This is a genomic window from Duganella sp. Root1480D1 (assembly GCF_001427305.1).
Taxonomy (GTDB): Bacteria; Pseudomonadota; Gammaproteobacteria; order Burkholderiales; family Burkholderiaceae_D; genus Rugamonas.
The window spans coordinates 265,936-292,880 of sequence record NZ_LMFZ01000048.1 but is presented as its reverse complement, the minus strand read 5'-3'; the positions used below and the strand labels follow the sequence as shown (position 1 = coordinate 292,880).

The window sequence follows — 26,945 nt, the reverse complement described above, 5'->3', positions numbered from 1 at the left end:
GCTTATTTGGTCCCGAAAATGCGGTCGCCCGCGTCGCCCAGGCCTGGAATGATGTAGGCGTGGTCGTTGAGGTGGGAGTCCAGCGATGCGCAGAAGATCTTCACGTTCGGGTGCGATTTCTGGAACACTTCGATGCCTTCCGGTGCGGCCACCAGGGCCAGGAAGATGATCTGGTCGTCCGGAACGCCGCGCTTTTTCAGCACGTCCACCGCGTGAACGGCCGAGTTACCGGTGGCCACCATCGGGTCGCACAGGATGAAGGTACGGTCGACCAGGTCAGGCAGGCGCACCAGGTATTCCACCGGCTGGTGGGTGTCCGGGTCGCGGAATACGCCAATGTGGCCCACGCGTGCCGATGGCACCAGGTTCAGCAGGCCGTCGCTCATGCCTACGCCTGCACGCAGGATCGGCACCACGGCCAGCTTGCGGCCGGCGATCACTGGCGCCTGGATGGTTTGCAGCGGTGTCTCGATTTCACGGGTGGTCAGCGGCAGGTCACGGGTGATTTCGTAACCCATCAGCAGCGTGATTTCTTTCAGCAGTTCGCGGAAAGTGCGCGTGGACGTTGACTTGTCGCGCATATGGCTCAGCTTGTGCTGGATCAGCGGGTGATCAGTGATGAACAGGTTGGGAAAGCGCGGATCTTGTTTCATGTTAATCAGGAATAAATTCGGTCAATTGCGCGCATTATCCCAGCCTCAGGCGTTTTCCACCAGCGCCCGCTGTAGAATTGCTTCACAGTTAGTTCCTGGCGGCAAGCGCCCATAGGCGCCGCCCGGCTCACGCGCCAAGCGGCTGGCGACAAAGGCAGAGCTGGCAAAGGCCGGTGCATGCCGCAGCAGCAAACCTGCCTGTATCGCCAGCACGAGGCGCTCCGCCAACTGCCGCGCCCCGAATTCGTCTTCGCGCGCTTTCGGCAGGTCGGCCAGCAGCTGGCTGGTGAAACGCACATAATCAGGGTCGGCATGGCTGCCCTCGCCGAGCTCCGCCGCCAGCACTTCCAAAGCCTGCCCCGATTTCGACAAGGCGCGCAGCAAATCCAGGCACATCACATTGCCCGATCCCTCCCAGATTGAATTGACCGGCAATTCGCGGTACAGCCTGGCGAGTGAACTTTCCTCAACGTAGCCGCTGCCACCCAGCACTTCCATCGCTTCCGCACCAAAACCGGGGCCGCGCTTGCAGATCCAGTATTTGCCGGCAGGGGTTAACAATCGCGCGAGCAGGGCTTCAGACGGATTGTCCATATGGTCGAAGCAGCGTGCCAGCCGCATGGCAAACACGGTCGCCGCTTCCGATTCCAGCGCCAGGTCAGCCAGCACGTTCTGCATCAGCGGTTGCTCGGCCAGTGGCTTGCCGAAAACGCTGCGGCGGCGCGCATGGTGCAGCACCTGCGTCAATGCCGCGCGCATGATGCCGGCCGTACCCAGCACGCAATCAAGGCGCGTGTGATTTCCCATTTCGAGAATCGTCGGCACACCGCGGCCCAGCGGGCCAAGCAGCCATCCGTAAGCGCCGGTGAATTCGACTTCGGACGAGGCATTGGACTTGTTGCCAAGCTTGTCTTTCAGGCGCTGCACGCGCACCTGGTTGCGCGCGCCCTCCGGCAGGAAGCGGGGAACCAGGAAACAGCTCAATCCCGCATCGCCGGCTTGCGCCAGCACCAGGTGGGCATCGCATTGGGGCGCGGAAAAGAACCATTTATGACCGGTCAAACGATATACGGGCTCACTGTCGGCGCCAAACAGCGCGCGCACTTCGTCAGCGGGTACGGATTCAGCCTGCGTGGTATTGGCCCGCAGGTCGGAACCGCCCTGCTTCTCCGTCATCCCCATGCCGATCAGCGCGCCGCGTTTTTCGTCAATCGGCAGCGGGCTTGGATCGTATACGCGCGAGAGGATTTTCGGCAGCCAGCGCGCGGCAATGCCGGGGCTTTGGCGCAGCGCCGGCACGCTGGCATATGTCATGGTAATCGGGCATTGCGCACCGTTTTCGACTTGACCGAACAGGATGTAGCGTGCCGCCCGCGCCACTTGCGCGCCATGATGCGGGTGCTTGCCTTCCCATGGCGATGCGTGCGCGCCTGCCGCGACCATCAGCTCCATCAGCTTGTGCCAGGCCGGGTGGAATTCGACTTCGTCGATCCGATGTCCGGCGCGGTCGAAATTCTTCAGGACGGGCGGATGTTCATTAGCCTGGCGGGCCAGCTCTTGCATCTCTGCGGTGCCCAATTCCGCCCCCAGTTCCATCAGCGAAGCGGTGGCGAAAGCGCCGCCTTCGCGTTCAAGCGCTTCGCGCAAGGCGGTGTCGCAAGTGAACAGATTGACGTTCACAAACGGGCTCACCTGGTTGAAAACCTCGTGCGTGTCGAAACGGTTCATTTCGCCCTCCTCGGCTTCCTCTGTAACGCGAGGCTAGCGCAAACTTTCAGCTGTAGCAAGGTTAGCGTAATAATGAAACATTGCTTACTAAAGCATCAAACTTCTGCTGTTTTCATTCGAAACTGATCTATGGCAACAAATTTCCTAAAAACATGGACTAATGTTGCTCTTTTTCATGTGAAACATGAGGTTTAAGTGATACATTTCTCTCTGGTTTCGACCCGAAGAGAAAGAATCGAGCGCAACAATGCTTTCCAGCTCCCAGACAGTGCCCCTGACATCAACACACCATGAGGCAAATCTCCTGCTAGAGGAAGCGGGCGATGTAGTGTTCAGGCTGAATCTGATGGGTCAAATTCTCTTCGCCAGCCAGCGCACAGCCAATTTGTTATGTAATGGACAGGAACTGGAAGGCCAGCTTCTCCTCGCCTTTATCTGTGAACTGGACCATGCGGCACTGAAGTCTGCGCTCTCGGAATCCATCCAGGCCCGTGGTGCTCACCGCGCCGAAATCCGCCTCAAAACTCCCGAGCACGAAATCTGGTTTGAACTGCGGGTCAGCAGCTACGCCACCGCCAACAAGGCTTATGAATTGCTGGTTGTCGGGCGCGACATGACGGCCCAGCATGCGACCGAAGAACGCCTCCGTCACATGGCCACCCACGATGGCCTGACCGAACTGCCGAATCGCCTGCTGCTGTCGGACCGCCTGCGCATGACCATCGCCCAGGCGCGCCGCTCCGGCCAGGGTTTTGCAGTGGCCACCATTGGCCTCGACAGCTTCAAGAAAGTGAACGATGGGCTGGGCCATCCGGTAGGCGACGCTGTCCTGAAAATGGCCGCGGTGCGCTTGCGCAAAACCCTGCGCGACAGCGATACCCTGGCCCGCGTCGGCGGCGATGAATTCGTGGCAGTGCTGCCCGGCACCTACAATGAGGCGCAGATCAAATTGGTTACGGGCCGCCTGCTCGCTACGCTGCAGTCGCCATTTGAAGTTGAACAGCACATCATTTACGTCAGCGCATCGCTCGGCGTATCGGTCTACCCGGAACACGCGGAAGATGAGGTGCGCCTGGTAGCGTTGGCCGATGCCGCCATGTCGCGCGCCAAGGAAACCGGCAAAGCGCGTTGCGTGGTTTACAGCCAGCGCCAGAGCGGTCCGCCGGAGCATGATATTTCGTTGGAAGCGGCCATGTTCCAGGCCGTGCGCGAAGGTGAGTTCCTGCTGTACTACCAGCCGATCGTCAACTCCGGCACGCGCGAAATCGAAGGTTTTGAGACACTGATGCGCTGGAAGCACCCTACCCTGGGCATGGTGCCGCCGGTGCGTTTCATCCCGATCGCGGAAACCAATGGCTTGATCAACCTGCTCGGAGCCTGGGCACTGAAGTCGGCCTGCGTGCAGCTAAAGCAGTTCGAGGAAGTCGCCAAACGCCCGCTATACATCTCTGTCAACATCAGCCCTCGCCAGTTCCGCAACGACAAATTCCTCGATGTCCTTGACGATGCATTGGCGTTCTCCGGCCTGGCTGGTGAGCAGCTGGTGTTGGAAATTACTGAAGGCACGCTGATGATCGATCCGGCACATGCCGAGACGATTCTTGCCAGGATGGCCGAGCGCCATGCCCGTATCGCGATCGACGACTTTGGCACCGGCTACTCCTCACTGTCCTACCTGAAACGCTTCCCGATTTCCGTACTGAAGATCGACCGCACTTTCATCCGCGACCTGCCGGGTTCGGAAAAGGACGGCGCCATCTGCAATGCAGTGCTGGACCTGGCCAAGCACCTGGATTTGTCCGTCGTGGCGGAAGGCGTGGAGACCGAAGAGCAAATGCATTACGTCGCACAGCGCGGCTGCCAGTACGTCCAGGGATTCTTGACCGGCCGTCCAATGGCAGCGCACACCGCCATGGCGGCGCTCAAGGAACGAACCTACGCCGCCCTGATGACCGAAGAACCGCGGCAGGTGGCCCAATGAACGCATTGAGCGAACAAACCCTGTCTACCTTGTGGGAACGCACGCGCCAGCAAGGCGACATGCCCGGCTTCGCCAAGGCGATTACCGCCATCCTGGGCGCTATGCGCGGTGAGGACGATAAAGAGTTCGATATGGCGCGTACCGTGCTGTCGGACCCTGTCCTGACGCAGAAAGTACTGCGCCTGGCCAATAGCGGCATGTATTCCGCCTTCGGCCAGCAAATCAATACCGTCAGCAAGGCCATGCTGGTGCTGGGTACGGAAGCCATCGGCCACCTGGCGCTGGGCCTGAAGCTGATCGAAGAACTGTCCGTGATATCGCCCGATTCAGGCCTGGCCCATATTGAAATGGAAAAGGCCGTCCTTGCGGGAATCGTTGCGCGCGAGGTCTCCGCCACCGCGGAAAATCGCCACGGCGAGGAAGCCGTGGTCTGCTCCATGCTGCAAACCTTGGGCCGCATGCTGATCACTTTCTACATGCCGGAACGCTGGACCGAGCTGCAGAAGGCAACCGGCGAAGGCAAGGAAGACAGCGCCGCCGTCGAAATGCTGGGCCTGAGCCTGCAGGACATCGGCCGTGCAGCTGCCGTGCATTGGGGGCTGCCCGAGAACCTGCTGTCCGGCATGCGCACCCTGGTGCCGCCTGCCGACGATATGCCGGCCGAGCCGCTCAGCCCTGACGATTGGGTAGCCGGTGTATCGACCATGTCCTGCATCTGTGCCGGTGCACTATGGAATGACAGCGAAGAAGGCGCCGCGGAAGTCCAGCGCATCACCGCCCGCTATTCGTCCATGATCGGGGTCAGCACCGACAAGCTGGCGCTGGCCATCGAACAGGCCAAGGTTGTTGCAGCAACCGACTTGTCGATTGCTCCACTGTCCAAGCCGGCCGAACGCCGCGCCAAAGCGCTGGCACAAACGCGCCAGCGCGCAGCCGGCAACAATATCCTATTGAGCGGCTTGGCCGACATGCGCGATTCGCTCGATACCGCAAGTGCCGGCCAAATGGCTTCGATCGCGCTGGAAACCGTGTTCAAGGGCTTGCAGTTCAGCCGCGCGGTAGCCTTCGTGCGCAACCGTCGCGAAAACAAATACGCCGCCCGCATGTGCCTGGGCGACGGGGTGCGCGAGCACCTGGCAGCCATGCATTTTGCCGATACTTACGAGCCGAATGTGTTCCATGCCGCCCTGAGCAGCGACCGCGTGATCTTCATCGAAAATGCAGCAGATCCGAAATTCGCGGCCAAGTTGCCCGCTTGGTGGCGCGACACGCTGAGCGATGCACGCAGCTTCGTCATCCTGCCGCTGTGCTCCAACGGCCAGCCGACAGGCTTCCTGTACGGCGATTGGGATGACTCTTTCCCGACCATCCATCTCAGCCCGACCGAATTCTCGCTGCTGAACGACATACGTTCACTGGTGATGAAGACAGCCGAGCGCCGCCATCCGGCAGGCACCAGCACCGTCAACCGCGCTGCCTGAGCGCTTTCGCTGCAATTGGCAGTCGAGCGTAGCGGCCGGCTGTCAAAACGATATCCGTTACTTTCACGATAATACTTGTTGCTTTTTTGCTATTTGATAGCGAACTTAGCAATTTTTAGGTCATCCGCGCGAAACGTTGTAGGAATAATCCTTCAAAATGGGGCGTAATCCTACTGTGCAGAAACAACTGCGGAGGTTTCAATGCGCGACTCACACTGCAAAACGTACATTGCCTTGTTCGTTCTGCTGTTATCGGCCTGCGCCACTGATTCGCCCCAGGTAAACCCCAGTCGTTTCAAGGAGAAACCGCAGCCATCGAGCACGCCGTTACCGGTTTATCCAGACCTGAAACCGCCGCAGTCAATCGAAGAGTCGTTCATCTGGACTGAAGACCTCATGCGCGAATTTTCCCTGGCCAGCCAGCGCGCAAGCAATGTGAAGCCCCATGTGGCAACCGCCCTGGCCACCTTCGGTACACTCGGCCTCTTGCGGGAAGCGGTGGATCCGGAACCAAGAATGACGCGCGGGCTGGCGGCACTGGGATTGGGGGCATACGTGTATGGCTCCTCAACTCCGTGGGAAACCCGCGTACAGGTCTATAGCACGGCCATCAAGGCACTGGACTGCCGGTTGGACTTGGCCCGGCCATATTTGACCGATCCGGCAAGCGCCGGCGGCAGCAAACCGAATCACGTACTAGTCGAAGCCCACGACCAACTCGCCAAGGTTTATTCGGCGTTGATCCCGGTCCAGGCCTTGAATGCCGAAACTGTCGTCCCGGCCTCCACACGCGTGCCCGCAGACAAGCAGGCTTGTGCGGCCGCCAGCCAACCATGCACTCCACCGCTTGGTGCCGGCAAGAACGATCCTTTCATGGGCCGCTGCCTGGCGGCTAAAAAGGCCCTTGAGTTGCGCTGCCGGGGCACCATGACAGCCGAGCGCCGCAGCTACCCCGATCCCTTGATAGGCCAGGCCATAGCGGCGGCCACGACTCACATCGATCAAGTCCAAAAGGCAACCCTGGCGCTCGAAACCCGTCTTGAAGATAGCTACCAGGCTGGCCTCTGGCTGTGGATCGAAACGCATTGGGTCAAGGGCCAGGCCGACCAGGACCTGGCAAACGCGGGCCCCGATCTCGACTCAATCATGGAAAAGCTGGCCTTGAAAATCAAGCCACCGCCAAGCCAGCCTGTCACTGAAAGTACAAAGCCAGACGTCGGCGCTCTCCATTCGGGAACCATCGAAGTTCCACGCGCTGCGGGGAAGGAAATCAAATCCTTGAACATGGATGACCGGGAAAAATTGAATACGCTGGACAGTGCCGTATTGAACTCGCGGAAGCAGTTCGCAAAGGTGAACGCACTGCTCGCCCGCTACCAAAGCCGGCCGAAGCCTGAAACGCTCAATTCCGGCACGTGTCCAATGCCTCGCGCAAAAACGCTGCCAACGGCTCCCGCAGCAAGCAGCAACCGACCAATTGGAACGATTCCGCCGGATAGCGTCGACGACAAACTATGGATGGCGCTGGGCCTCAATCCTCAGCAGAAGGATTTCCCGGAGTTCGCGCGCCGTGTCAAGTTGTGCAAAACGGAAGGATTGAAGCTGCCAGGAGTGGCCGACAGCGACATAACCGATGCCATCCAGCAGCGTATCGTCAATGGCGAATGCAAGGCTGTGAAATACTCATGAGTCCCTCTCAATCTTCGCGTCTGGCGTACCTCGGGCTGAGCTGCCGTCTACGCCCGCACCTTCTCCCAGGCCCCGCAGCTTATGACTGGGGTTTGAGCGCCCTGCAATTGCATTCCTTGCGGATGGTCGCCTGGTTGCCGCGCCAAAACGCCATTTCGCGGGCAGAACTACAGCTTGGTTTCGCCGACGGTACGCCCCTTCCGCACAGCGTCCGCCTGGCCGACGGGGCGACGCTTCCCATCCATGCAATTCGGATAGCGCCAGGCAAAATGCACGGTGCAAGGATAGGCAATGCGGTCCGCAACAGCGGAAGTGGCACCCTGACAGGCCTGCTGCGCGGGCGGGAAAACCGTGGCCTTTATGCGCTGACCGCCGGCCACGTGCTTGCAGCTGCAGCCGATACCAGGATCGGCGACCGCATCAGCATTTGGCGCCAGGGTGGCCCTGTACGCGATGCCATTCTCGACCACTGGATGCCGGGTTTCTTCAGCGGACCGCGCGAGTCCCGAATTGATGCGGGCCTCGCGAGGATGGATCTTGCCCAAGCCCATGAACTGGCCGAGCAAGACTTGCAATTGCCTGACGGTGCAGTTGGGATCAACCTTCAGCGTTTGATGGAAGTCCGCACTTGCGGCGACAGCGCTCCCGTCACCGCAATCGCCCAGGGATTCGCAAGCGCCTGGATGGAGCTCGAAGGGAATACAGGGGTACTGGATTACCAGATTATTGATGCCATGGTGTTCGCGGCCGGGCAGCAATCACTGGTCGCGGGAGACAGCGGCGCGCCGGTCATGGAGGGAAATCGCCTCGCCGCGATGTATATCGGCTCAGCCCCTTCGGGCCTATTGGGCGTCACAGGTTGGGCTGGTCTGGCGGTACCGATGGTACGTATCCTCGACTGGTGCAAAGCGGATTTGGTTCTCAGCACAGCCGACCTTGCCACGCTTGAAAAGCCGGCCAGCCAGCCCGCCTCGCCAATTCCAGCGCCGGCTGCCTCTACTGAATTAACACTTGCTCGCACCATCTGGGGCGAAGCACGCGGCGAAGGCCAGGATGGCATGACCGCCGTGGCGAATGTGGTAATGAACCGGGTCAAACGGCCCCGATATTGGGGACGCAACGTCGATGAAGTCTGCCTGAAACCTTATCAGTTCAGCTGTTGGAACCAGGGCGATCCCAACTTGCGCAAGCTCCAGAAATTGAACGCTCCCGATCTTCTCCAGCCGCTGTCGCTGGCCCGCGCCGCAATTGCATTGCAGTTGCCGGACATTACAGGGGGCGCGACGCATTATTACGCACGCAATATACCCAAACCGCCACGCTGGGCAGAGAATCATCGGCCTTGCGCCATCATCGGCAATCACATTTTCTACAACGATATCGCGTGAGGCAATATGGACACACGTATGATCGATGTCATTATCGGATTAGTGCTGGTCATTGCCCTGGCGAGCCTGGTGGTGACAATCCTCTCGGAATTGCATGCCAGTCTGCTTGGGTCTCGCGGCAAAACCCTGCAACAGCAACTAAACTCAATCGGCGGCGACAATCCCAAGTTCTCTGGTGCATTGCTTGAGTCGCCGCTCCTGAAGAGCATCAGCCAGTTCAAGGACGACGAGTCCAAACAGCGGGCACCTTCATATATCAGCGGCCAGATGTTTGTCGCGGCCCTGCTTGAACGGATGGACGGACTGACCGGTAACGAACGCGCCGCAAGTCCCTCCGCCCTGATAGCGCAATTGGGATCGGCAGCAAGCGATGCATTCAGAGGCATCGTGCCCAACCTGCAGGCACTGAGCAAGGGCGTCGAGCAGGATTGGCCGGCTTTCGAGGGGCGGCTGGTTGCGTGGTATGACGAAGTGGGGAAGCGGGCGACCGGTTGGTTCGTGCGTCAGAACCAGGTTCGCTTGATGGTGTACGGATTCATTGTTGCCGCGGCCTTGAATATCAATCCAATCGCCATCAGCGACAATTTATGGAACGATGCGGGTTTGCGCCAAAACATGGTGGCCCAAGCCGAGCTTGCCGTCAATGCCTACAAATCCGATCCAAACGTCGCGCCGCGTGAGACCAACTCCAAAGCGCTGGATTCTGCGGCCAAAGAAATGGCTGCAACCGATTCAGCTTTGGCGGAACTGCGTGCCCTGCTCGAGGCCTGGTATCACCAGCTGGAGCGCACATCCACCGCGCCCGATGATCCACTGGTTACTCTGATCATTAACACCCAAAAAAGTTTGACCGAAGCACAGACCTACCTTGGGCGCGACCGCAAAGCCGGCATAGGTGACCCGCATCCCCAGGCGCGATCCGAGCTGGATGCGCTGGTGATGAATCTGCCTGATTTCGCGCACAGCGGGTTTCAGCCGAAGGTCGCCGGCGAAAGGCTTGCAATTCTTGCCAAGCGCTTCAGTACAGCCTTGGACAACGAACGAGCCAAACGCCTTGGCAAGGCGGACGCCGGCAACAGCCTCGCCCTGCTTTTGGAAGAACGTTGTGGCGCCATCGAAGACAAGGCGCAGAAGGCCCTGTGCTTGCGACTGAAAGATGCAGGCGCATTCAAACAAGTCAGTTTGCCGATCGGATGGTCTTATAACAACTGGCCGCATGTAGCGGCATTCGACTGCGAGCTCGAAACCGCTGGCAGCGGCTTGGAATCGACCAAGTGCCCCGGCAACCTTTCCGGCATGTTGTCCGACAGCGGCACTTACAAAAACCTGCCAATTGCACTGGGCGGGTGGTTCATGACCGCTCTGGCAGTCTCACTGGGCGCTCCGTTCTGGTTCGATCTGCTCGGCAGGCTGGTCAAGGTTCGCGGCAGTGGCGCCAAGCCGGAAGCGGCCAGCGTCACCAGCAAATCCGACGGCGCCGCAGAACCAGCGGTAAGCGTCCTGGCGCGCCCAACTACCGTCACTGAACTTCCCGGGCAAACAGCGCTACCGGTGTTGCCGCAGCCGGACCAGAAGCTCATTCCGTTCTCAGACGCAGTCAACGAGGCGGAGCATGCCTTGAGCTTTGAAGAAATCATCCGCATCCAGCGAGCGCTGGAACTGCCGCCAAGCGCACAAACGGGCCGCCTCGATAGTGCGACCCGGAGCTTTATCCAGAAGTGGCAGGAAAGCAAAGGGGCGGATCCGAACGGCGAGCTCACCGAGATCCAGATTCGCACGTTATTGCATCCAGGTGAGGAAGATGACTATGTCGGCTGAAATTCCAAATTACACGGTCCTGGCCAATTTCGCCGCGGCCCCCCTGCTGCTGCAAGTACGGCGGCCACTGAATATTCGCGACGCGGCAACGACAAAGGGCCGGCGCGTAGACGGGGTCCGTCCACCGGCGCAGTTGCGCGCCCTCACCCTGGTCGATGGTGAAGCGGTGAACGACAATAGCCATTGGTACTGTAACGCAGACAATCCGAATCAGTTTTTCTGGAGCGGGGGCGTGGAGCCGGTGCTGCCGGACTTGCCGGCCCTCGGACCCTTGCCGGTCAAGCGCCGCAGCAACGGCACCATCTTGCCCCTGCTTGGACAAGACCTGCGAACCGTTTTCGGGATGTTCGATGCCAAAGAGCTGGCGAATGGCTATATTTCAATCGACCCCGCATGGGTCAAGCAGAACATTGCGAGCTTTCAGCACCCAGTGTTACAAGGCATTGGAGTGAAAAGCGTCGAGCTGCACCAGCATGCCATCCCCTACTTCGAAGCTGTTTTCAACGAAATTGCTGCTGACCCGGCCCTGCAGAATTGTATTCGCACGTGCGCGGGTACTTTCGTGCCCAGGCACGTGGGCTTCAACCCCAGCAAAGACTACAGTTCACACAGCTGGGGCATTGCCATCGATCTCAATTCCCAATGGAATTCTTACCATAAACCGCCCGCACCCCAAGGAGCCATCGGCAGCGTGCGTGAACTTGTGCCAGTCTTCGCCAAGCATGGTTTTGCGTGGGGCGGCCATTTCAGCGGTACGTCAATCGACGGCATGCATTTTGAACTAGCGTTGACCGCACTGGCCGAAGGTTGTTCCGGGGATGGCTATCGCTGCCAGCGATAACTTAGCGCAGCGGCCACGGAGCCAGCCGCCACCAGTCCGGATGCCACGTAATAGATGAACTGCGGCCCGGCGCTTTGCCAGACCTGCGTCAGCGCCAGGCTGCCGATGCTGGCGCCAACGCCATAGGAAATACTGATGTACAGCGCCTGTCCGCGCGCCTGCAAAGCCCCGCCAAACCAGCGCTGCATGGTCTGCACCGACGCAGAGTGATGCAGCGCAAAGGTCGCCGCATGCATCAACTGCGCGGCAACCAGCAAGGCCAGCGACTGTGCGCCGGCCCCGATCATGGCGAAACGCAGTACGCCGAAAGCAAAGCAGGCATACATCAGGCGCTTGGCGCCCCAGCGCTTGAACAGCGGCGCCTGGAAGTAAAAGCAGAGCACTTCCGCCACCACCCCGACGGACCACATCATGCCGGTGACGGTCTTGCTGTAGCCCTGCTTTTCCAAATACAGCGAATAGAAGGTGTACAGCGAAGCGTGGGCCGAGACCATGAGCGCGGTGGAAGCAAAGAAGGCCAGCACTTCTTTCTTGCGCAGCACGGACAGCAAGGCCGGCGGCTTGCCGGCATGGGTCAGGCGCGGTACGTCTTTCAGGCGGAACGCCGCGCCCAGCACGCATACCAGCAGCACGCCGCAAAACCAGATCAAGGCACCAGTGCCCTGCCAATCCATCAGGAAGGATGACAGCATCACGGTGACGATAAAGCCGATCGAGCCCCACAGGCGAATGCGCCCGTAGTAAGTGAGGTCGCCACGCATTTCGGACAGCATCAAGGCTTCGCACATCGGGCCCTGCGCGCTGGTGAACAGGTTAAGCAGCACCATCGCGGCAAAGAAGTGCGCGAACGTGGAACCGAAGATGAAACCTGAAAACGATACCAGTGCCGCAACGCCGGTCAGGCGCAATACAAATACGCGCCGTTCGGAATGGTCAGCAACATAGCCCCAGACATTGGGGCCGAAGATACGCAGTACCTGGATCAGCGACATCAGGACGCCGATCTGCGCTACCGACATCCCCCTGCCCTGGAAATACAGGCTGGCGTAAGTCGAAAAAGTACCGGCGTAAGCGTAATAACAGAAGAGGAAAAGCGCGAATCCGAAAGCCTGGGCCGGAAGCACTTAACTGCGCGCTTTACTGATATCCGGGGTCGAGACTTCGACATCGCCGCACTGCGCCCGGTGCATCAGCGCGTGGTCCATCAGCACCAGGGCCAGCATCGCTTCCGCAATCGGGGTGGCGCGGATGCCGACGCAGGGATCGTGGCGGCCGAAGGTTTCCACCATGACCGGATTGCCTTCCTTGTCGATCGAACGGCGCGGCGTGCGGATCGAAGAAGTCGGCTTGATCGCGATCGACACAGTAATGTCCTGGCCAGTTGAAATGCCGCCCAACACACCGCCGGAATTGTTGCCGACAAACCCTTCCAGCGTCAGTTCATCGCCGTGCTCGGAACCGCGCTGCGAGACGCTGTCGAAACCGGCGCCGATCTCAACACCCTTCACCGCGTTAATGCCCATCATTGCGTAGGCAATATCGGCATCGAGCTTGTCATAGATTGGCTGGCCCAGGCCGACCGGCACATTGCGCGCCACCACATCGATGCGGGCGCCGATGGAATCGCCATCCTTGCGCAGGCCGTCCATATAGTCTTCCATGCGCTCGATCAGCGCCGCGTCGGAAGTGGCAGCGAAGAACGGGTTGGAAGGCACGTGTTCAAAACTCTCGAACGGGACTTCGATTTCGCCCAACTGGCTCATGCAGCCAGCGAATTCGGTGCCGTACTTCTCGTTCAGCCATTTTTTTGCGACGGCTGCCGCACCCACTACCGGAGCAGTCAGGCGCGCCGAAGAACGGCCGCCGCCGCGCGGATCGCGCACGCCATATTTATGCCAGTAGGTATAGTCAGCGTGACCTGGGCGGAAGCTCTCGGCGATATTGCCGTAATCCTTGCTGCGCTGGTCTTCGTTCTTGATCAGCAGCGCGATCGGCGTGCCGGTGGTAACGCCCTGGTATACACCCGACAGGATCTGCACCGTGTCAGGCTCCTGGCGCTGCGTCACGTGGCGCGAAGTGCCAGGCTTGCGGCGATCCAGCTCCGGCTGGATGTCGGCCTCGCTCAGCGCCAGGCCCGGTGGACAACCGTCGATGACGCAGCCAATTGCAGGACCATGGGATTCGCCAAAGGTGGTGACGGTGAACAGCTTGCCAAAGGAATTGCCGGACATGATGGAGACGATGAGTAGTAGCAGGGGGAAACTACCCATTCTAACCCGATATGGCAAATCTCGCAGGAAGTAGCTTTTTAAACTACAACTTTTGCGAAACTAGCACACCGCTATTCGTTAACTTCCATGAAAGTGTTTTAATGGTCGTTCTCAAGAACAATTCGCTATATACTAAGTTGTAAGAACACCGAGACCCCTTGGAGAAGCGACACATGCCCCCTTCGATCACGGCGCCGGATGGCGGCCACGACGATCAGGACGATCTGGTTTTCTTAGAAGAGCATACGGCTCAGCCAGCTCTCCCAACACAGCGCAATGTCTGGCGCGTGATGATTATCGATGACGACGAAGACGTCCATTCGACGACCACGTTCGCCCTCGGCAACCTGGACATGCAGCACCGCCCCCTGGAATTCGTGCACGCTTATTCCGCCGCCCAGGCGCGCGAAATGCTCAAGCACGAACAGGAAATCGCCGTGATCCTGCTCGACGTAGTCATGGAGCAGGATGACGCCGGTTTGCACCTGGTGCGCTATATCCGCGAAACCCTCAAGCTTGCCGACGTGCGCATTATCCTGCGCACCGGCCAGCCCGGCTACGCCCCCGAGATCGATGCGATCCGCGATTTCGACATCAACGATTACAAGACCAAGTCGGAGCTGACGCGCATCAAGCTGTTCACGACTGTGACCGCCGCGATCCGCTCCTACGAGCAAATCCGCAATATCAACGAGAGCCGGCGCGGCCTGGCACGCATCGTACATTCCAGTACTGAATTGATGGCGCTGCACGGCGTGCAGAATTTTGCCTCCGGCGTGCTGTCGCAGATCGCCGAATTGCTGGGACAGGAACCGCATGGTGTCCTGTGCGTGCAGGAGTGCCCGGACGCAGGCTGCCATGAGCTGGTCGTGATGGCAGCCACCGGCAGCCACCATAACCTGTCCAATTCCCAGCTCACCGCAAACGAAGATCCGCGTGTGCACAAGGCGATGGAAGAATGCCTGGCTGCGCGCCGGAATCTCTATTGCACCGACAGCATTGCGCTGCACTTCGCCGGCAAGGCCAGCCGCACCTTCGTCGCGTTCATGGATGTTTCGCGCGCACCAAGCGCGCTGGAAGAAAGCCTGCTGGACGTCTTTTGCAGCAATGTGGCGGTGGGCCTCGATAACGTGGAACTGGTGTCGCACTTGCACACCGCAGCCTTCTACGACAACCTGTCCAAGCTGCCGAACCGCACGCGCCTGGTCGAGATCCTCGATGCCACACTGGCTGGGCCTGCCAAGCAGGACGCCACGCTTTGCCTGGTTGACCTTGACCACTTTGCCGAAACCAACGACGCACTGGGCCACGAATTTGGCGACCTGCTGCTGTCCGCCGTGGCAGCGCGCCTGCAGAATAGCCTCGGCAAGCAATTGACCGTAGCCCGCATCGGCGGCGATATTTTCTGCGTGCTGGGCGACGCAGGCCAGGTGAACCCAGGCAATATCATCGCCCTGTTCACCACGCCTTTCAGCATAGACGGGCAGGACGTGCAGCTATCGGCCACCCTTGGCCTGGTGCGGCTGCTGGAGCACGACGGCAGCGGCGCCGATGCACTGAAGGATGCCGATATCGCCCTGAAGCGCGCCAAGACCCAGCAGCGCGCCGGCCACTTCTACTTCTCGCGCAGCATGGGCGTGGAAATCCGCGAGCGTGTGCGCATGATGCACGCGTTGCGCACCGGTTTCAGCCAGAACCAACTCTTTGTTGTCTACCAACCGCAAGTCGACCTCGATACGCGCCGGCCGATGGGCGCGGAAGCCTTGCTGCGCTGGCAAACGCCGGACGGCAAATTCGTGTCGCCGGACCGATTCATCCCGATCGCGGAATATTCCGGCCTGATTATCGACCTGGGCGAATGGGTGATGCGTACCTCGATGCAGGAACTGGTCGCCTTGCGCGCCGCGGGCTATACCGAGTTCACCATGTCGATTAACGTATCGCAGGTGCAGTTCCGCCACCCGCATTTCCTGGAGATGCTGCGCAATGCGCTGCACGACACCGGCGCGCCGCCGGAATATGTGGAACTTGAGATCACCGAATCGATGGCGATGGAAGAACCGGATATGCTGATCAAGATGCTGGCGCAGATCAAGCAGACCGGCGTGACCATTGCAATCGACGATTTCGGCACCGGTTTCTCCTCGCTCTCCTACCTGCAGCGCCTGCAAGTGGACCGCCTGAAGATCGACCGCGCTTTCGTCACCGAGATTACCAACTCCGCCCGCGGCAGCAGCATCGCCGAAATGGTGGTTCAACTGGGACGCAACCTGGGCCTGGCCGTGATCGCAGAAGGCGTGGAGGACGAACGCCAGGCGCAAATCCTGCACACCCTGGGCTGCCCGCTGGGCCAGGGCTTCCTGTTTGCGCGGCCGATGACCGGCGAAGCCCTGGTCGGGTGGCTCAGCGACGATGCACTGGCCGGCGTCGCATAAATAAAAAAATGGGGACGTACCCCATTTTTTTATTTGGAGCTGGCCGGAATCAGCCTTCCGACTTTTCCTCTTCTTCTGCAGGCCAGTCGCGGATGTATGCCTTCAGCATGCGGTTCTCGAAACTCTGCGCCTCCAGGACGGCGCGCGCCACGTCGTAGAACGAGATCACGCCCAGCAGGGTTTTGGCATTCATCACCGGCAGGTAGCGCGCGTGCTTTTCCAACATGATGCGGCGCACTTCATTGACTTCGGTATCCGGGGTGACGGTGATCGGGTGGTCATCCATGTGCTTGCGCACGGTGCCGCCGCCGACCGAGCCCTGGTTCGCGTGCAGCGCCTTCAGCACTTCGCGGAACGTCAGCATGCCGACCAGGTCACCGTATTCCATCACCACCAGCGAGCCGATGTCTTTTTCGGCCATGGTATTTGCCGCTTCGACCAACGGCTGGTCCGGAGTGATCGTGTAGAGGATGTTCCCTTTGACTTGGAGGATTTCAGATACTTTCATTTTGGGCCGTCCTGTCCGGTGGTGATTATGGTTTTATTGTAAGCCTTACCATCGAATTTAGCGTATGCCAAGCGAAAAATCCAGAGTTGGATTAATCAAAACGCAACAGTATTCACAAGCTAAATAACACGATAGCATGGCATCCATGACAACGCCAAATTATCCCGGGTTCGATACCCTCGCCCTGCACGCGGGCGCCACGCCGGATCCGGCCACCGGCAGCCGCGCTACGCCGATCCATTTCACGTCCTCCTTCGCTTTCCGCGACTCGGACCATGCGGCTGCCCTGTTCAATATGGAACGGGCCGGCCATGTGTATTCGCGCATTTCCAACCCGACCAATGCGGTGCTTGAAGAACGCATGGCGGCGCTGGAAGGCGGCGTCGCCGGCATCGCCACTGCCAGCGGCCAGGCGGCCATGCACCTCGGGCTGGCCACCATTGCCGGCGCGGGTTCGCATATCGTCGCATCGCGGGCGCTGTATGGCGGCTCGCACAACCTGCTCGCATATACGCTGAAACGCTTCGGCATAGAGACCACTTTTGTCGATCCGCGCGACCTGGATGCCTGGCGTGCGGCGATCCGGCCTGAGACCCGGGTGCTATTCGGCGAAACGCTGGGCAATCCGGGCCTGGACGTGCTGGACATCGCCGGCGTGGCTGCGATAGCGCACGAGTCCCACCTGCCGCTGATGGTCGACTCAACCTTCACCACGCCCTACCTGCTGCGTCCTTTCGAGCATGGCGCCGACCTGGTATTCCACTCCGCCACCAAATTCCTGTGCGGGCACGGCACGGCGATCGGCGGCGTATTGGTCGATGGCGGCACCTTTGACTGGCAGGCAGCCTACGAGGCAACGGGCCGCTTTGCCGAACTGTGCGAACCGTATGACGGCTTCCATGGCATGGTTTTCGCTGAAGAATCGACCGTGGCGCCCTTTGCGCTGCGGGCCCGGCGCGAGGGCTTGCGCGATTTCGGCGCGGCCATGAGCCCGCACAATGCCTTCGCCATCCTGCAGGGCGTTGAAACACTGGCGGTGCGCATGGACCGGCACGTGGCCAATACCCGCCGCATGGCGGAATTCCTGCTCGCCAATCCGGCAGTCGAGTCGGTGATCTATCCGGAACTGGAGAGCCATCCGGACCGGGCGCTGGCGGCCAGACTGCTGCCGAAGGGCGCAGGTGCGGTGCTGTCGTTTACGCTGAAAGGCGACCGCGCGGCCGGCAAGCGCTTCGTCGACAGCCTGAAAGTGTTTTCGCACCTTGCCAACGTGGGCGACGCGCGTTCGCTGGTGATCCACCCTGCTTCGACGACGCATTTCCGCGTGCCGGCCAACCAGTTGGCGGCGTCGGGGATCGCGGAAGGCACGATGCGGCTCTCGGTCGGCCTGGAAGATGCCGGCGACCTGCTCGAAGACCTGGCGCGTGGGCTCAAAGCCTCGCAGAAAGGGGCCTGAGCATGATGTTCGGTGATTCGTATTGCTACACGGGCGGCAAGCAGTTTGACCCGGCGCTGCCCACCGTCGTCATGCTCCACGGCGCACAGAACGATCATTCGGTCTGGGCATTGCAATCGCGCTACCTGGCGCACCATGGCTTTGGCGTACTGGCCGTCGACTTGCCGGGCCATGGCCGCAGCCGCGGCGCCGCACTGCGCAGCGTGGTGGAAATGGCGGACTGGCTGCTGTCGCTGCTTCGCGCAGCGGGTGTCGACCAGGCTGCCCTGGTTGGGCATAGCATGGGCGCCTTGATCGCCCTGGAAGCCGCGCACCGTGCGCCGGACCGCATTACGCGACTGGCACTGCTTGGCGCCACCTATCCCATGAAGGTTTCCGACGCGCTGCTCAACGCCGCTCGCGAAGCAGAGGGCGAGGCCATCGACATGGTCAATATCTGGTCGCACAGTTCCTATGCGCAGAAGCCGTCCTGCCCTGGGCCGGGATTCTACGTGAGCGGGATGTCGAAACGGCTGATGGAACGCATCTCTGCGCAAGGCGAGGACCTGCTGTTCCATACCGATTTCACGGCCTGCAACAGCTATGCAAATGGCGATGCCGCGGCGGCAAGCCTGCGCTGCCCGGTGCAATTCATCTTTGGCAGCAAGGACATGATGACGCCGCCGCGCAGCACCAAGGCACTACTGGCAGGGCTGCCGGGCGCGAAGACCGTGACGGTCGACGCCGGCCACCAGATGATGGCTGAGCAGCCCGACGCGGTGCTGGACGCGCTGCTGGCCTTCCTGCGCTGACCCCAGCCCCTCAGGCGGCGCCGAAATGCTCCGCCAGCGTGCTGCCCAGGCCTGACTCCACCGCGGTCTCGACCTGGCGCGCCAGGACGGCCGCGTCACGACTGGCCTGGCGATCCATTTCATCGTCCGAATCGGCCAGCACGCCGGCATTCAGCGACATGCCGCCGAACACGAACAGGCGGTAAACATCGGCCACCGTGATCTTATGGACGTTGGCCAGCAGCACCCAATTGTCGGCCCCTTCGCTGACCCGTTTCCCGAACTGCACGCGCGGCGGCGGCGCGATCTTCACCTTCGCCACCCAGCCCGGCACCAGCATTTTCTCCAGCAAGGCGTCCATTTCATCGAAACCCAGGCGGGTGCGCCCGCGCATTTCCGCTGAACTGACGGCGGCGTTATCGCCCTTCTCCCTTGTCTCGTGCAGCACTTTCAGCACCGCCATGGCGTCGACGAATTCGCCGCCCGGCACCGCCTCGTGCCACCAGCGTTCATATTTCACTACCGGCAGCGCCGCGGTCAGCAAGGCGCCCAGCAGCGTAATCAGCCAGGAAACGTAGATCCACAGCAGGAACAAAGGCAAGGCCGCCAAGGCGCCGTAGATCTTGGAATAGGTCGGCGCCTGCGTAATGAAGATCGCGAAGCCGCGCTTGGCCAATTCGAAAGAAACTGCCGCCAGCGCGCCGCCGCAAATGGCATCGCGCCAGTCCACCATCCGGTTCGGCACGGTGATGTACAGGAAGGTAAACGCCAGTGTGGTCAGCAGGACCGACAACAAGGTATAGAAAATCGGCCCGGTCACCGAGCCCACCAAGCCGCTGGTGGCATCAAACAAGTGGGTCGACAGGCTGATCGACACGCCGATCAGCAACGGCCCCAGGGTGATCAGGGCCCAATACACCAGCACCCGCCGCACCAGCCGGCGCTCGGTCTTGACGCGCCAGATGCGGTTGAAGGCGCGTTCGATCATGCTCATCATCGCCACCGACGTCAGCACCAGCGTCACGGCACCCACTGCCGACAGGCGAGTGGCCTTGGCCGCAAACGTGGTCAGGTAACCCAGGATCGTGCTGGAAATCGCCTTCGGCATCACGCTCTTGATGAAATACGCTTCCAGCGCGGTGCGGAAGGTATTAAACATGGGGAAGGTGGTGAAAATCGCCAGTGCGATCGTCAGCACCGGCACCAGCGCAAACACCGTCGTAAAGGTCAGGCCGCCGGCCACCTGGGGCAGGCTTTCTTCGCGCAGGCGGCGGCGCCCGAATTGGATCAGGTCATGCAGCTCGGTCCAGGACAACGCGCGCAGTTCGGCCACGCCTTTGGAGCAGGCGCGGGCAACGTTGGTATAGAGGGACTTAAACACCATCAGTGAAGCTTATTAGTCATGCAACTTGTGTAAAGGGCCATATAATAGCAATGATGAACAGAACTCACCTCACAATTCTAATTTTGTATTATTCAAGGCACGGATCCGTGCGTAAATTGGCAGAGATGATTGCCCAGGGCGTTGAATCCGTGCCGGGCTGCGACGCCCGCCTGCGTACCGTGCCGGCCGTTTCCACCGTAACGGAAGCGACCGAACCGGAAGTGCCGCCGGATGGCGCGCCTTATGTCGAATTGCAGGACCTGGAGGAATGCGCCGGGCTCGCGCTCGGTTCCCCCACCCGCTTCGGCAATATGGCTGCGGCGATGAAGTATTTCTGGGACGGGACGTCGGCGCAGTGGCTGTCCGGCACCCTGTCCGGCAAGCCGGCCTGCGTCTTCACGTCGACCGGCAGCCAGCACGGCGGGCAGGAGTCGACGCTGCTGACGATGATGGTGCCATTGCTGCACCATGGGATGATGGTCATGGGCCTGCCCTACACCCATCCCGAACTGATGACGACAACCAGCGGCGGCTCGCCTTACGGCGCCACTCACTGGTCGGGGCTGGACGGCAAGAAGCCGTTCACGGAAGATGAGAAACGCCTGGCGATCGCGATGGGTCGCCGGCTGGCCGAAGCGGCCGTCAAGCTGCGGGGACGAAATGAATAGCACGAAGCATAAACTTTTCCATTGGGGCGCCATCGCCAGCCTGGCCTTGCTCATCATCTGGAGCGTGGCTTGGGAAATGTGGCTGTCGCCGTTGAAACCGGGCGGTTCCTGGCTGGTGCTGAAAGCGGTGCCGCTCCTTTTCCCGCTACTGGGCGTTATCAAGCGCGATATCTACACGCTGCAGTGGACTTCGATGATGATCCTGATCTACTTCATCGAAGGCGTGGTGCGCGCATACGGCGACAAGGTCACCCCGTGGCTGGGTTGGGGCGAAGTGGCCATTGTGGTGGTCTACTTCCTGTGCGCCATCCTGTATGTACAGCCGTATAAGAAGGCAGCCAGGCAGGCGGCCCGCGAATTGCTGGAAAAGGTCAACACCAGCAAGACCAAGTAATTATGGACAATTCCGCTTTCCTGGGCGCTTGCCGCGCCTTGCTTGGCGATGCGCACGTCATTTCCTCTGAAGCGGATATGGCGCCGTTCCTGCGCGACTGGCGCGGGCGATTCACCGGCCGCGCCCTGGCTGTCCTGCGCCCGGCCGATACCGGACAAGTCGCCGCCGCCGTCAAACTGTGCGTAGAGGCCCGCGTCCCGATCGTGCCGCAAGGCGGCAATACGGGCCTGGTGCTGGGCAGCGTGCCCGATGCCAGCGCAACGGCTGTAGTCCTTTCACTGGCGCGCATGCAGAAGGTGCGGCTGGTCGATCCGGTCAACCGCACCATGACGGTCGATGCCGGCGTCATCCTTCAGCGCGCGCAGGAAGCGGCTGCCGAACAAGGCTGCCTGTTCCCGCTCTCGCTGGCCGCCGAAGGCAGTTGCACCATTGGCGGCAACCTGTCCACCAATGCCGGCGGTACCGCCGTGCTGCGCTACGGTAATACGCGTGAGCTGTGCCTGGGGCTGGAAGTCGTCACGCCGCAAGGCGAAATCTGGTCCGGGCTGCGCGGGCTGCGCAAGGACAATACCGGCTATGACCTGCGCGACCTGTTCATCGGCGCCGAGGGCACGCTTGGCATCATCACCGGCGCGGTGCTCAAGCTTTATCCGCAACCGAAAGCTTCCGTCACGGCGCTGGCTGCGATGGAGTCGCCGGCCGCGGCATTGCGGCTGCTGTCGATCATGCAGGATCATTGCGGGGCGAGCCTGACCGGCTTCGAATTGATGTCGGCTTTTTGCCTGCGATTGGTGGGCAAGCATTTCCCGGCCCTGCCGCAGCCGCTGGCCGACGGCCATGCGCAATATGCCTTGCTCGAGCTTTCGAGCAGTGAATCGGAAGCCCATGCAGCGGCGCTGCTCGAAAGGGCCCTTGGCGCGGCCCTTGGCGAAGGCGTGGCGCAGGACGCGGTAGTTGCCAGCTCCGCAGCACAATCGCGCGGGCTATGGGACTTGCGCGAGCATATTCCACTGGCACAGGCGGCCGACGGCAAGAACATCAAGCACGATATTTCGCTGCCCGTATCGTCGATTGCCGACTTCATCGCCAGCACGGAACCGCAATTGCAAGCTGCCTTCCCCGGCTGCCAGCTGGTGTGTTTTGGCCACCTGGGTGATGGCAACCTGCATTTCAATGTTGCGCCGCCAGCCGGCGTGGCGAACGAAACCTTCCTGCATAACCAGGAAGCGGTTAATCGCGTGGTCCACGATGCCGTGGCTGCCTTTGGCGGCTCGATTTCGGCCGAACATGGGATTGGAGCATTAAAGCGTGACGAACTGGCGCGCTACAAGTCGCCGGTGGAGTTGAGCCTGATGCGGGCAATCAAGTCCGCATTGGATCCTTTGGGCCTGATGAATCCAGGGAAAATCCTATGAAACCCCTGCCCTTGCTGCTGTTGGCGATGGCGCTTCCTGCGGGGGCGCAAGCCCTGCACAAGTGCACCATCGATGGGAAAGTAAGTTACTCGCAGCAGCCATGCGAGAAAGGCGTCGCCAGCACAATCGAAGTGCCTGCGGCGCCCGCACCCGATCCCGCCGCGGCGGCCAATCTCAAACGCCAGGAACGCGATGCGGAAAAACTCGCCAGCCAGCGCCGCAAGCGCGAAGCACGCGAGGAGCGCGAGAGCCTGGCCGAAGCGCGGGCCGTCGCCAGCCATAACAAGAAATGCAAGAAGCTCCAGATGCAGCACAAATGGGCAGAGGAGGACGCGCGCGGCGCCACGCTCCAGAATACCGAACGCGCGAAACAGAAGGCCAAACGCGCCGCGGACATGTACCAGCTGGAATGCGGCGGCTGACCCGTTGGCTGGCCATTGGCGAATGGCGCGCCCATCCGGTCCGCGCACTGACCGCCATCGCGGCGATCGCGATCGGCGTGGCGCTGGGGTTTGCCATTCACCTGGTCAACGCGGCGGCACTGAACGAATTCACGACTGCCGTCCATAGCCTGTCGGGACAAGCCGATATCCAGGTGAGCGGCACCGAGGCGACTTTTGACGAGGCGATCTATCCGGTCCTTGCGCGCCTGCCGGAAGCCGCGGTGGCGTCTCCGGTGCTTGAATTTGATGCTTCGATGCCAGGTGCACGTCAGGCCCTGAAAATCATCGGCCTGGACGTGTTCCGTGCCGGCTTCATTACGCCGGACCTGATCGGTGCCCCCGAAGAAGATCTCCCTTACGACACATTGGCCGACGACGCGATTTTCCTGTCGCCTGCTGCAATGAACTGGCTGCAGGGGCGGCCCGGCGGCGAACTTCGCCTGCAGGCTGGCAGCAAAGTGGCGGTTCTTCGCGTGGCCGGTTCGTTGCAGCGAGCACGCGTGGGCCAACGCTTTGCGGTGATGGATATTGCAGCGGCGCAGTGGCAATTCCAGCGCCTGGGCAAGCTGTCGCGCGTAGACTTGAAGCTGCGCGATGGCGTCGATCGTGGCGCGTTCGAACGTTCCCTGGCGGCGCGGCTGGAGCATGATTTTCCTGGCCGTTTCAGGGTCGGCCAGCCGAACGACGCGGAACAGGAAAGCCGCAACGCGAACCTGAGCCGGGCTTATCGCGTCAATCTGAGCGTGCTTGCACTGGTGGCGTTGTTCACAGGTGCCTTCCTGGTGTTCTCGTCGCAAGCACTGTCCGTGTTGCGTCGTCGCAGTGAGTTTGCACTGTTGCGGGTGCTGGGGCTGGAGCGCCGCCAGTTGATTCGCCAGGTGCTGCTGGAAGGCGCCCTGCTGGGAAGCATCGGTTCGGCGCTTGGCGTGGCTGGCGGCTATGCGCTGGCCGCCGCCGTACTGCGCCTGTTTGGCGGCGATCTTGGCGCAGGCTATTTTGCCGGCGTCCAGCCAGGCGTGCAGTGGGCGCCAGTCGCAGCGCTGTGCTACTTTACGCTCGGCCTGGGCGTCGCTCTGCTCGGCGGCCTGGCGCCGGCCTTCGACGCAGCCCGCGCACGGCCAGCTGTCGCGCTCAAGGCGGGTACCGATGAAACCGCGTTGCGGCCCCTCTCGCGTCCGTGGCCGGGCCTGGCCTGCCTCGCACTGGCCGGCGGCCTGACGTTTGCGCCGCCAGTGCTCGAATTGCCAATCTTCGGATATCTTTCCATCGCCCTGCTCCTGGTTGGCGCCATCTCCCTGATGCCGCGGCTGTCCGGCATGACGTTCACCGCCCTCTCCCGCCGCACCACCACTACCGGCGGTGCCGCGCGCCCACGGGCGGACGCGAGTCCGGTGCGCGCGCTGGCGCTGGCGCGGCTTGCCAATGCGTCGGGGCAGGCCGGCATCGCGCTAGGCGGCGTGCTGGCGAGCTTCAGCCTGATGGTGGCGATGGCAATCATGGTGGCCAGCTTCCGGACTTCGGTCGATGAATGGGTGCTGCGCATCCTGCCGGCCGACGTGTATGCGCGCGCCGCATCGGCCGGTGCCACTGGCGGCCTTTCGCCCGCGGAGCAGGACGCGCTGCGGGCAGTTCCCGGCGTCGCCCGCATTGAATTCTTGCGCATACGCTCAGTTTCGCTGGCACCCGAGCGTGCCAACGTAGCCGTGCTGGCGCGTGACGTCGACCCAGCGGATCCGGGCCGCGCCATGGTCCTGGTCGATGGCCCGGCGCAGGCCGCGGCGGTGCCGTCCACGGGCGCCCCCGCCGCGCTGCCTCCGGCCTGGGTGTCGGAAGCCATGTCCGACCTGTACGGCCTGCAGCCCGGCGCCACACTGCGCCTGCCCCTGCAAGGCCGGCAACGCGAATTCCGCGTGGCCGGCGTCTGGCGCGATTACGCCCGCGCCGGCGGCGCCGTGATCGTGCGCCGCTCCGACTATATCGACCTGACCGGCGACCGCGATGCCGGCGATGCCGCCATCTGGCTCGCCAAAACCGCCAGCGCAGTCCAGGTGCAGGACGATATCCGCAAGCTGCCCTTCGGCGAGCTGCTGGAGACCAGCGTCCCCTCCGAAATCCGCAACCTGACGCTGAAAATCTTCGACCGCAGCTTCGCAGTCACCTACCTGCTGGAAGCCATTGCCATCGTCATCGGACTGTTCGGCGTCGCAGCCACTTTCTCCGCCCAGACCCTGGCAAGGGCACGCGAATTCGGCATGCTGCGCCACGTCGGCGTGACACGCGGCCAGGTGCTCGGCATCCTTGCGCTGGAAGGCGCCGCCCTGACCACCCTGGGCATCCTGGCCGGCTTCGCACTCGGCTGGGTCATCAGCCTGGTGCTGGTCCACGTCATCAACCCGCAATCCTTCCACTGGACGATGCAAATGCACTATCCCTGGCCATTGCTGGCAACCGTGGCGCTGGCGCTGTTGCTGTCGTCGGCGGCCACCGCCCTCATCGCCGGCCGGCAGGCCCTGTCCGGCGGTCCAATCCGTGCCGTTAGGGAGGACTGGTAATGCGCGCCCTGCTTTGCCTCCTGTTCGCGCTGGCCTTCAACCTGCCGCTGCACGCCGCCGACTTCACGCCGGTAACGCCAGGCGTCCAGCTCCAGTTCCCGCGCGACTTCGGCGCCCATCCCGGCTTCAAGACGGAATGGTGGTATGCCACCGGCTGGCTCGACACCGCCGACGGACGCCAGCTTGGCTACCAGGTTACCTTTTTCCGCAGCAGCACCGGCCATGGCCGCGACAACCCAAGCCAGTTCGCGCCCAGAGACATCATCGTCGCCCACGTCGCACTGTCCGACCCGTCGCAGGGCAAGCTGCTGCACGACCAGCGCACAGCGCGCGCCGGCTTTGGCCTGGCCAGCGCCGCCACAGACGACACCAGGGTGCAACTGGATGGCTGGCGCATGCAGCGCGACGCCGACGGCACTTATCAGATCGATATAGATGCCGCCGAATTCACGCTGGCACTGAAGCTGCAGCCGACCCAGCCCGTCCTGCTGCAAGGCGACGCCGGCTTCTCGCGCAAAGGCCCAAAGCCCGAGCAGGCAAGTTATTACTATAGCAAGCCCCAGCTGCGCACCAGCGGCACCCTGGCCCGCCGCAATGCCGCCGCACAAGCGGTACAGGGCGTGACCTGGCTCGATCACGAGTGGTCAAGCCAGGTGCTCGATCCGGCTGCCGCGGGCTGGGACTGGGCCGGTATCAACCTGGCCGATGGCGGCGCCCTCATGGCATTCCAGATAAGGGACCGCCAAGGTGGTAAACTATGGGCCCACGCGACATGGCGCGATGCATCCGGTAAGATCACGCACTATTCGCAGGACCAGGTCAGTTTTACCCCGCAGGTGCGATGGAAATCCCCGCGCACCCAAGCTGAGTATCCCGTCGCCACCCTGATTTCCACCGGCCCCGAACAGTGGCAGGCCAGTCCTTTGCAACAGGACCAGGAACTCGATTCGCGCCGCTCGACCGGTGCGGTGTATTGGGAAGGCGCGGTGACAGTCGCGCGAAACGGCAAGCCGGCGGGGCGCGGCTACCTGGAGTTGACGGGCTATGTCCGTCCTATGAAACTTTGAACAA

21 protein-coding genes are annotated in these 26,945 nt (G+C 61.5%); 15 read left to right on the top strand and 6 right to left on the bottom strand.

Annotated elements, in window-relative coordinates; genetic code table 11:
- Window positions 1–2: 2 nt before the first annotated feature.
- The gene (gene upp / locus ASD58_RS27735; protein WP_057265302.1) at window positions 3–653 is read right to left on the bottom strand and encodes a uracil phosphoribosyltransferase; all 651 of its coding nucleotides are present in this window, start codon (window positions 651–653) and stop codon (window positions 3–5) included.
- Between the two features lie 45 nt (window positions 654–698).
- The gene (locus tag ASD58_RS27730) at window positions 699–2,381 is read right to left on the bottom strand and encodes an isovaleryl-CoA dehydrogenase (RefSeq protein WP_057265300.1); all 1,683 of its coding nucleotides are present in this window, start codon (window positions 2,379–2,381) and stop codon (window positions 699–701) included.
- Between the two features lie 346 nt (window positions 2,382–2,727).
- Between ASD58_RS27730 and ASD58_RS27725 the strand changes: the two genes are divergently transcribed.
- From ASD58_RS27725 to ASD58_RS32020, 6 genes are all read left to right on the top strand, one after another.
- Window positions 2,728–4,362 (top strand): putative bifunctional diguanylate cyclase/phosphodiesterase, encoded by a 1,635-nt coding sequence (locus tag ASD58_RS27725; RefSeq protein ID WP_373994483.1) that lies wholly within the window; start codon window positions 2,728–2,730, stop codon window positions 4,360–4,362.
- Window positions 4,359–5,843 carry an HDOD domain-containing protein gene (locus ASD58_RS27720; RefSeq protein ID WP_057265296.1) on the top strand — a complete coding sequence of 495 codons (1,485 nt, stop codon included), beginning with the start codon at window positions 4,359–4,361 and terminating at the stop codon, window positions 5,841–5,843. The genes ASD58_RS27725 and ASD58_RS27720 overlap by 4 nt, the downstream gene beginning before the upstream one ends.
- A 201-nt stretch (window positions 5,844–6,044) precedes the next feature.
- Window positions 6,045–7,532, top strand: a complete 1,488-nt coding sequence (locus tag ASD58_RS27715) for a hypothetical protein (protein ID WP_057265294.1) — start codon at window positions 6,045–6,047, stop codon at window positions 7,530–7,532.
- A 92-nt stretch (window positions 7,533–7,624) separates the two neighbouring features.
- Window positions 7,625–8,920 (top strand): cell wall hydrolase, encoded by a 1,296-nt coding sequence (locus tag ASD58_RS32025; protein WP_200951727.1) that lies wholly within the window; start codon window positions 7,625–7,627, stop codon window positions 8,918–8,920.
- Window positions 8,921–8,926: 6 nt separating this feature from the next.
- The gene (locus tag ASD58_RS27700) at window positions 8,927–10,738 is read left to right on the top strand and encodes a hypothetical protein (protein ID WP_162253066.1); all 1,812 of its coding nucleotides are present in this window, start codon (window positions 8,927–8,929) and stop codon (window positions 10,736–10,738) included.
- A complete protein-coding gene (locus ASD58_RS32020) occupies window positions 10,728–11,579 on the top strand; it encodes a M15 family metallopeptidase (protein WP_057265286.1) in 852 nt (283 codons plus the stop codon). Before ASD58_RS27700 ends, ASD58_RS32020 begins: the two co-directional genes overlap by 11 nt.
- On the opposite strand, the gene ASD58_RS27690 is transcribed toward ASD58_RS32020, so the two are convergent.
- The gene (locus ASD58_RS27690) at window positions 11,561–12,703 is read right to left on the bottom strand and encodes an MFS transporter (RefSeq protein ID WP_057265284.1); all 1,143 of its coding nucleotides are present in this window, start codon (window positions 12,701–12,703) and stop codon (window positions 11,561–11,563) included. The two genes, ASD58_RS32020 and ASD58_RS27690, sit on opposite strands and share 19 nt — an antisense overlap.
- On the bottom strand, window positions 12,704–13,810 hold the full coding sequence (gene aroC, locus ASD58_RS27685) for a chorismate synthase (protein WP_057265282.1): 1,107 nt from the start codon (window positions 13,808–13,810) through the stop codon (window positions 12,704–12,706).
- 212 nt (window positions 13,811–14,022) lie between these two features.
- Between aroC and ASD58_RS27680 the strand changes: the two genes are divergently transcribed.
- Window positions 14,023–16,284 (top strand): EAL domain-containing protein, encoded by a 2,262-nt coding sequence (locus ASD58_RS27680; RefSeq protein ID WP_057265280.1) that lies wholly within the window; start codon window positions 14,023–14,025, stop codon window positions 16,282–16,284.
- Between the two features lie 49 nt (window positions 16,285–16,333).
- Here ASD58_RS27680 and ASD58_RS27675 read toward each other — a convergent pair whose 3' ends face one another.
- On the bottom strand, window positions 16,334–16,792 hold the full coding sequence (locus ASD58_RS27675; RefSeq protein WP_028102561.1) for a CBS domain-containing protein: 459 nt from the start codon (window positions 16,790–16,792) through the stop codon (window positions 16,334–16,336).
- Window positions 16,793–16,937: 145 nt separating this feature from the next.
- On the opposite strand from ASD58_RS27675, the gene ASD58_RS27670 reads away from it, so the two are divergent.
- Window positions 16,938–18,248, top strand: a complete 1,311-nt coding sequence (locus ASD58_RS27670) for an O-acetylhomoserine aminocarboxypropyltransferase (RefSeq protein WP_057265278.1) — start codon at window positions 16,938–16,940, stop codon at window positions 18,246–18,248.
- A gap of 2 nt (window positions 18,249–18,250) precedes the next feature.
- The gene (locus ASD58_RS27665; RefSeq protein WP_156401526.1) at window positions 18,251–19,039 is read left to right on the top strand and encodes an alpha/beta fold hydrolase; all 789 of its coding nucleotides are present in this window, start codon (window positions 18,251–18,253) and stop codon (window positions 19,037–19,039) included.
- A 10-nt stretch (window positions 19,040–19,049) separates the two neighbouring features.
- Here the strand turns inward: ASD58_RS27665 and ASD58_RS27660 are convergent, their stop codons facing one another.
- Entirely contained in the window at window positions 19,050–20,402 is a 1,353-nt protein-coding gene (locus ASD58_RS27660; protein ID WP_057265276.1) for a YihY family inner membrane protein, read from the bottom strand.
- A gap of 53 nt (window positions 20,403–20,455) precedes the next feature.
- Between ASD58_RS27660 and wrbA the strand changes: the two genes are divergently transcribed.
- The 6 genes from wrbA to ASD58_RS27630 are packed head-to-tail and all read left to right on the top strand — an operon-like array spanning window position 20,456 to window position 26,941.
- Complete coding sequence (gene wrbA / locus ASD58_RS27655) at window positions 20,456–21,070, top strand: NAD(P)H:quinone oxidoreductase (protein ID WP_057265394.1); 615 nt, start codon at window positions 20,456–20,458, stop codon at window positions 21,068–21,070.
- Window positions 21,063–21,464: a DUF2069 domain-containing protein gene (locus ASD58_RS27650; RefSeq protein WP_057265274.1), complete on the top strand. Its 402-nt coding sequence runs from the start codon at window positions 21,063–21,065 to the stop codon at window positions 21,462–21,464. The genes wrbA and ASD58_RS27650 overlap by 8 nt, the downstream gene beginning before the upstream one ends.
- 2 nt (window positions 21,465–21,466) lie before the next feature.
- Entirely contained in the window at window positions 21,467–22,879 is a 1,413-nt protein-coding gene (locus tag ASD58_RS27645; protein ID WP_057265272.1) for an FAD-binding oxidoreductase, read from the top strand.
- The gene (locus ASD58_RS27640) at window positions 22,876–23,301 is read left to right on the top strand and encodes a DUF4124 domain-containing protein (protein ID WP_057265269.1); all 426 of its coding nucleotides are present in this window, start codon (window positions 22,876–22,878) and stop codon (window positions 23,299–23,301) included. Before ASD58_RS27645 ends, ASD58_RS27640 begins: the two co-directional genes overlap by 4 nt.
- Window positions 23,289–25,874 carry an FtsX-like permease family protein gene (locus ASD58_RS27635; RefSeq protein ID WP_057265267.1) on the top strand — a complete coding sequence of 862 codons (2,586 nt, stop codon included), beginning with the start codon at window positions 23,289–23,291 and terminating at the stop codon, window positions 25,872–25,874. The genes ASD58_RS27640 and ASD58_RS27635 overlap by 13 nt, the downstream gene beginning before the upstream one ends.
- Window positions 25,874–26,941, top strand: coding sequence for a lipocalin-like domain-containing protein (locus ASD58_RS27630; protein ID WP_057265265.1), 1,068 nt, complete (start codon window positions 25,874–25,876; stop codon window positions 26,939–26,941). The genes ASD58_RS27635 and ASD58_RS27630 overlap by 1 nt, the downstream gene beginning before the upstream one ends.
- Window positions 26,942–26,945: the final 4 nt, after the last annotated feature.

Excerpts from the sequence above, each read along its gene's own strand:
- ASD58_RS27680 (WP_057265280.1), top strand. The coding sequence starts at position 14,023 with ATGCCCCCTTCGATCACGGCGCCGGATGGCGGCCACGACGATCAGGAC.
- upp (WP_057265302.1), bottom strand. The coding sequence starts at position 653 with ATGAAACAAGATCCGCGCTTTCCCAACCTGTTCATCACTGATCACCCG.
- ASD58_RS27635 (WP_057265267.1), top strand. The coding sequence starts at position 23,289 with ATGCGGCGGCTGACCCGTTGGCTGGCCATTGGCGAATGGCGCGCCCAT.
- ASD58_RS27630 (WP_057265265.1), top strand. The coding sequence starts at position 25,874 with ATGCGCGCCCTGCTTTGCCTCCTGTTCGCGCTGGCCTTCAACCTGCCG.
- ASD58_RS27650 (WP_057265274.1), top strand. The coding sequence starts at position 21,063 with ATGAATAGCACGAAGCATAAACTTTTCCATTGGGGCGCCATCGCCAGC.
- ASD58_RS27715 (WP_057265294.1), top strand. The coding sequence starts at position 6,045 with ATGCGCGACTCACACTGCAAAACGTACATTGCCTTGTTCGTTCTGCTG.
- ASD58_RS27660 (WP_057265276.1), bottom strand. The coding sequence starts at position 20,402 with ATGGTGTTTAAGTCCCTCTATACCAACGTTGCCCGCGCCTGCTCCAAA.
- ASD58_RS27670 (WP_057265278.1), top strand. The coding sequence starts at position 16,938 with ATGACAACGCCAAATTATCCCGGGTTCGATACCCTCGCCCTGCACGCG.
- ASD58_RS27730 (WP_057265300.1), bottom strand. The coding sequence starts at position 2,381 with ATGAACCGTTTCGACACGCACGAGGTTTTCAACCAGGTGAGCCCGTTT.
- ASD58_RS27720 (WP_057265296.1), top strand. The coding sequence starts at position 4,359 with ATGAACGCATTGAGCGAACAAACCCTGTCTACCTTGTGGGAACGCACG.
- ASD58_RS27640 (WP_057265269.1), top strand. The coding sequence starts at position 22,876 with ATGAAACCCCTGCCCTTGCTGCTGTTGGCGATGGCGCTTCCTGCGGGG.
- ASD58_RS27700 (WP_162253066.1), top strand. The coding sequence starts at position 8,927 with ATGGACACACGTATGATCGATGTCATTATCGGATTAGTGCTGGTCATT.
- ASD58_RS32020 (WP_057265286.1), top strand. The coding sequence starts at position 10,728 with ATGTCGGCTGAAATTCCAAATTACACGGTCCTGGCCAATTTCGCCGCG.
- aroC (WP_057265282.1), bottom strand. The coding sequence starts at position 13,810 with ATGTCCGGCAATTCCTTTGGCAAGCTGTTCACCGTCACCACCTTTGGC.
- ASD58_RS27665 (WP_156401526.1), top strand. The coding sequence starts at position 18,251 with ATGATGTTCGGTGATTCGTATTGCTACACGGGCGGCAAGCAGTTTGAC.
- ASD58_RS27725 (WP_373994483.1), top strand. The coding sequence starts at position 2,728 with ATGGGTCAAATTCTCTTCGCCAGCCAGCGCACAGCCAATTTGTTATGT.
- ASD58_RS27675 (WP_028102561.1), bottom strand. The coding sequence starts at position 16,792 with ATGAAAGTATCTGAAATCCTCCAAGTCAAAGGGAACATCCTCTACACG.
- ASD58_RS27645 (WP_057265272.1), top strand. The coding sequence starts at position 21,467 with ATGGACAATTCCGCTTTCCTGGGCGCTTGCCGCGCCTTGCTTGGCGAT.
- wrbA (WP_057265394.1), top strand. The coding sequence starts at position 20,456 with ATGAACAGAACTCACCTCACAATTCTAATTTTGTATTATTCAAGGCAC.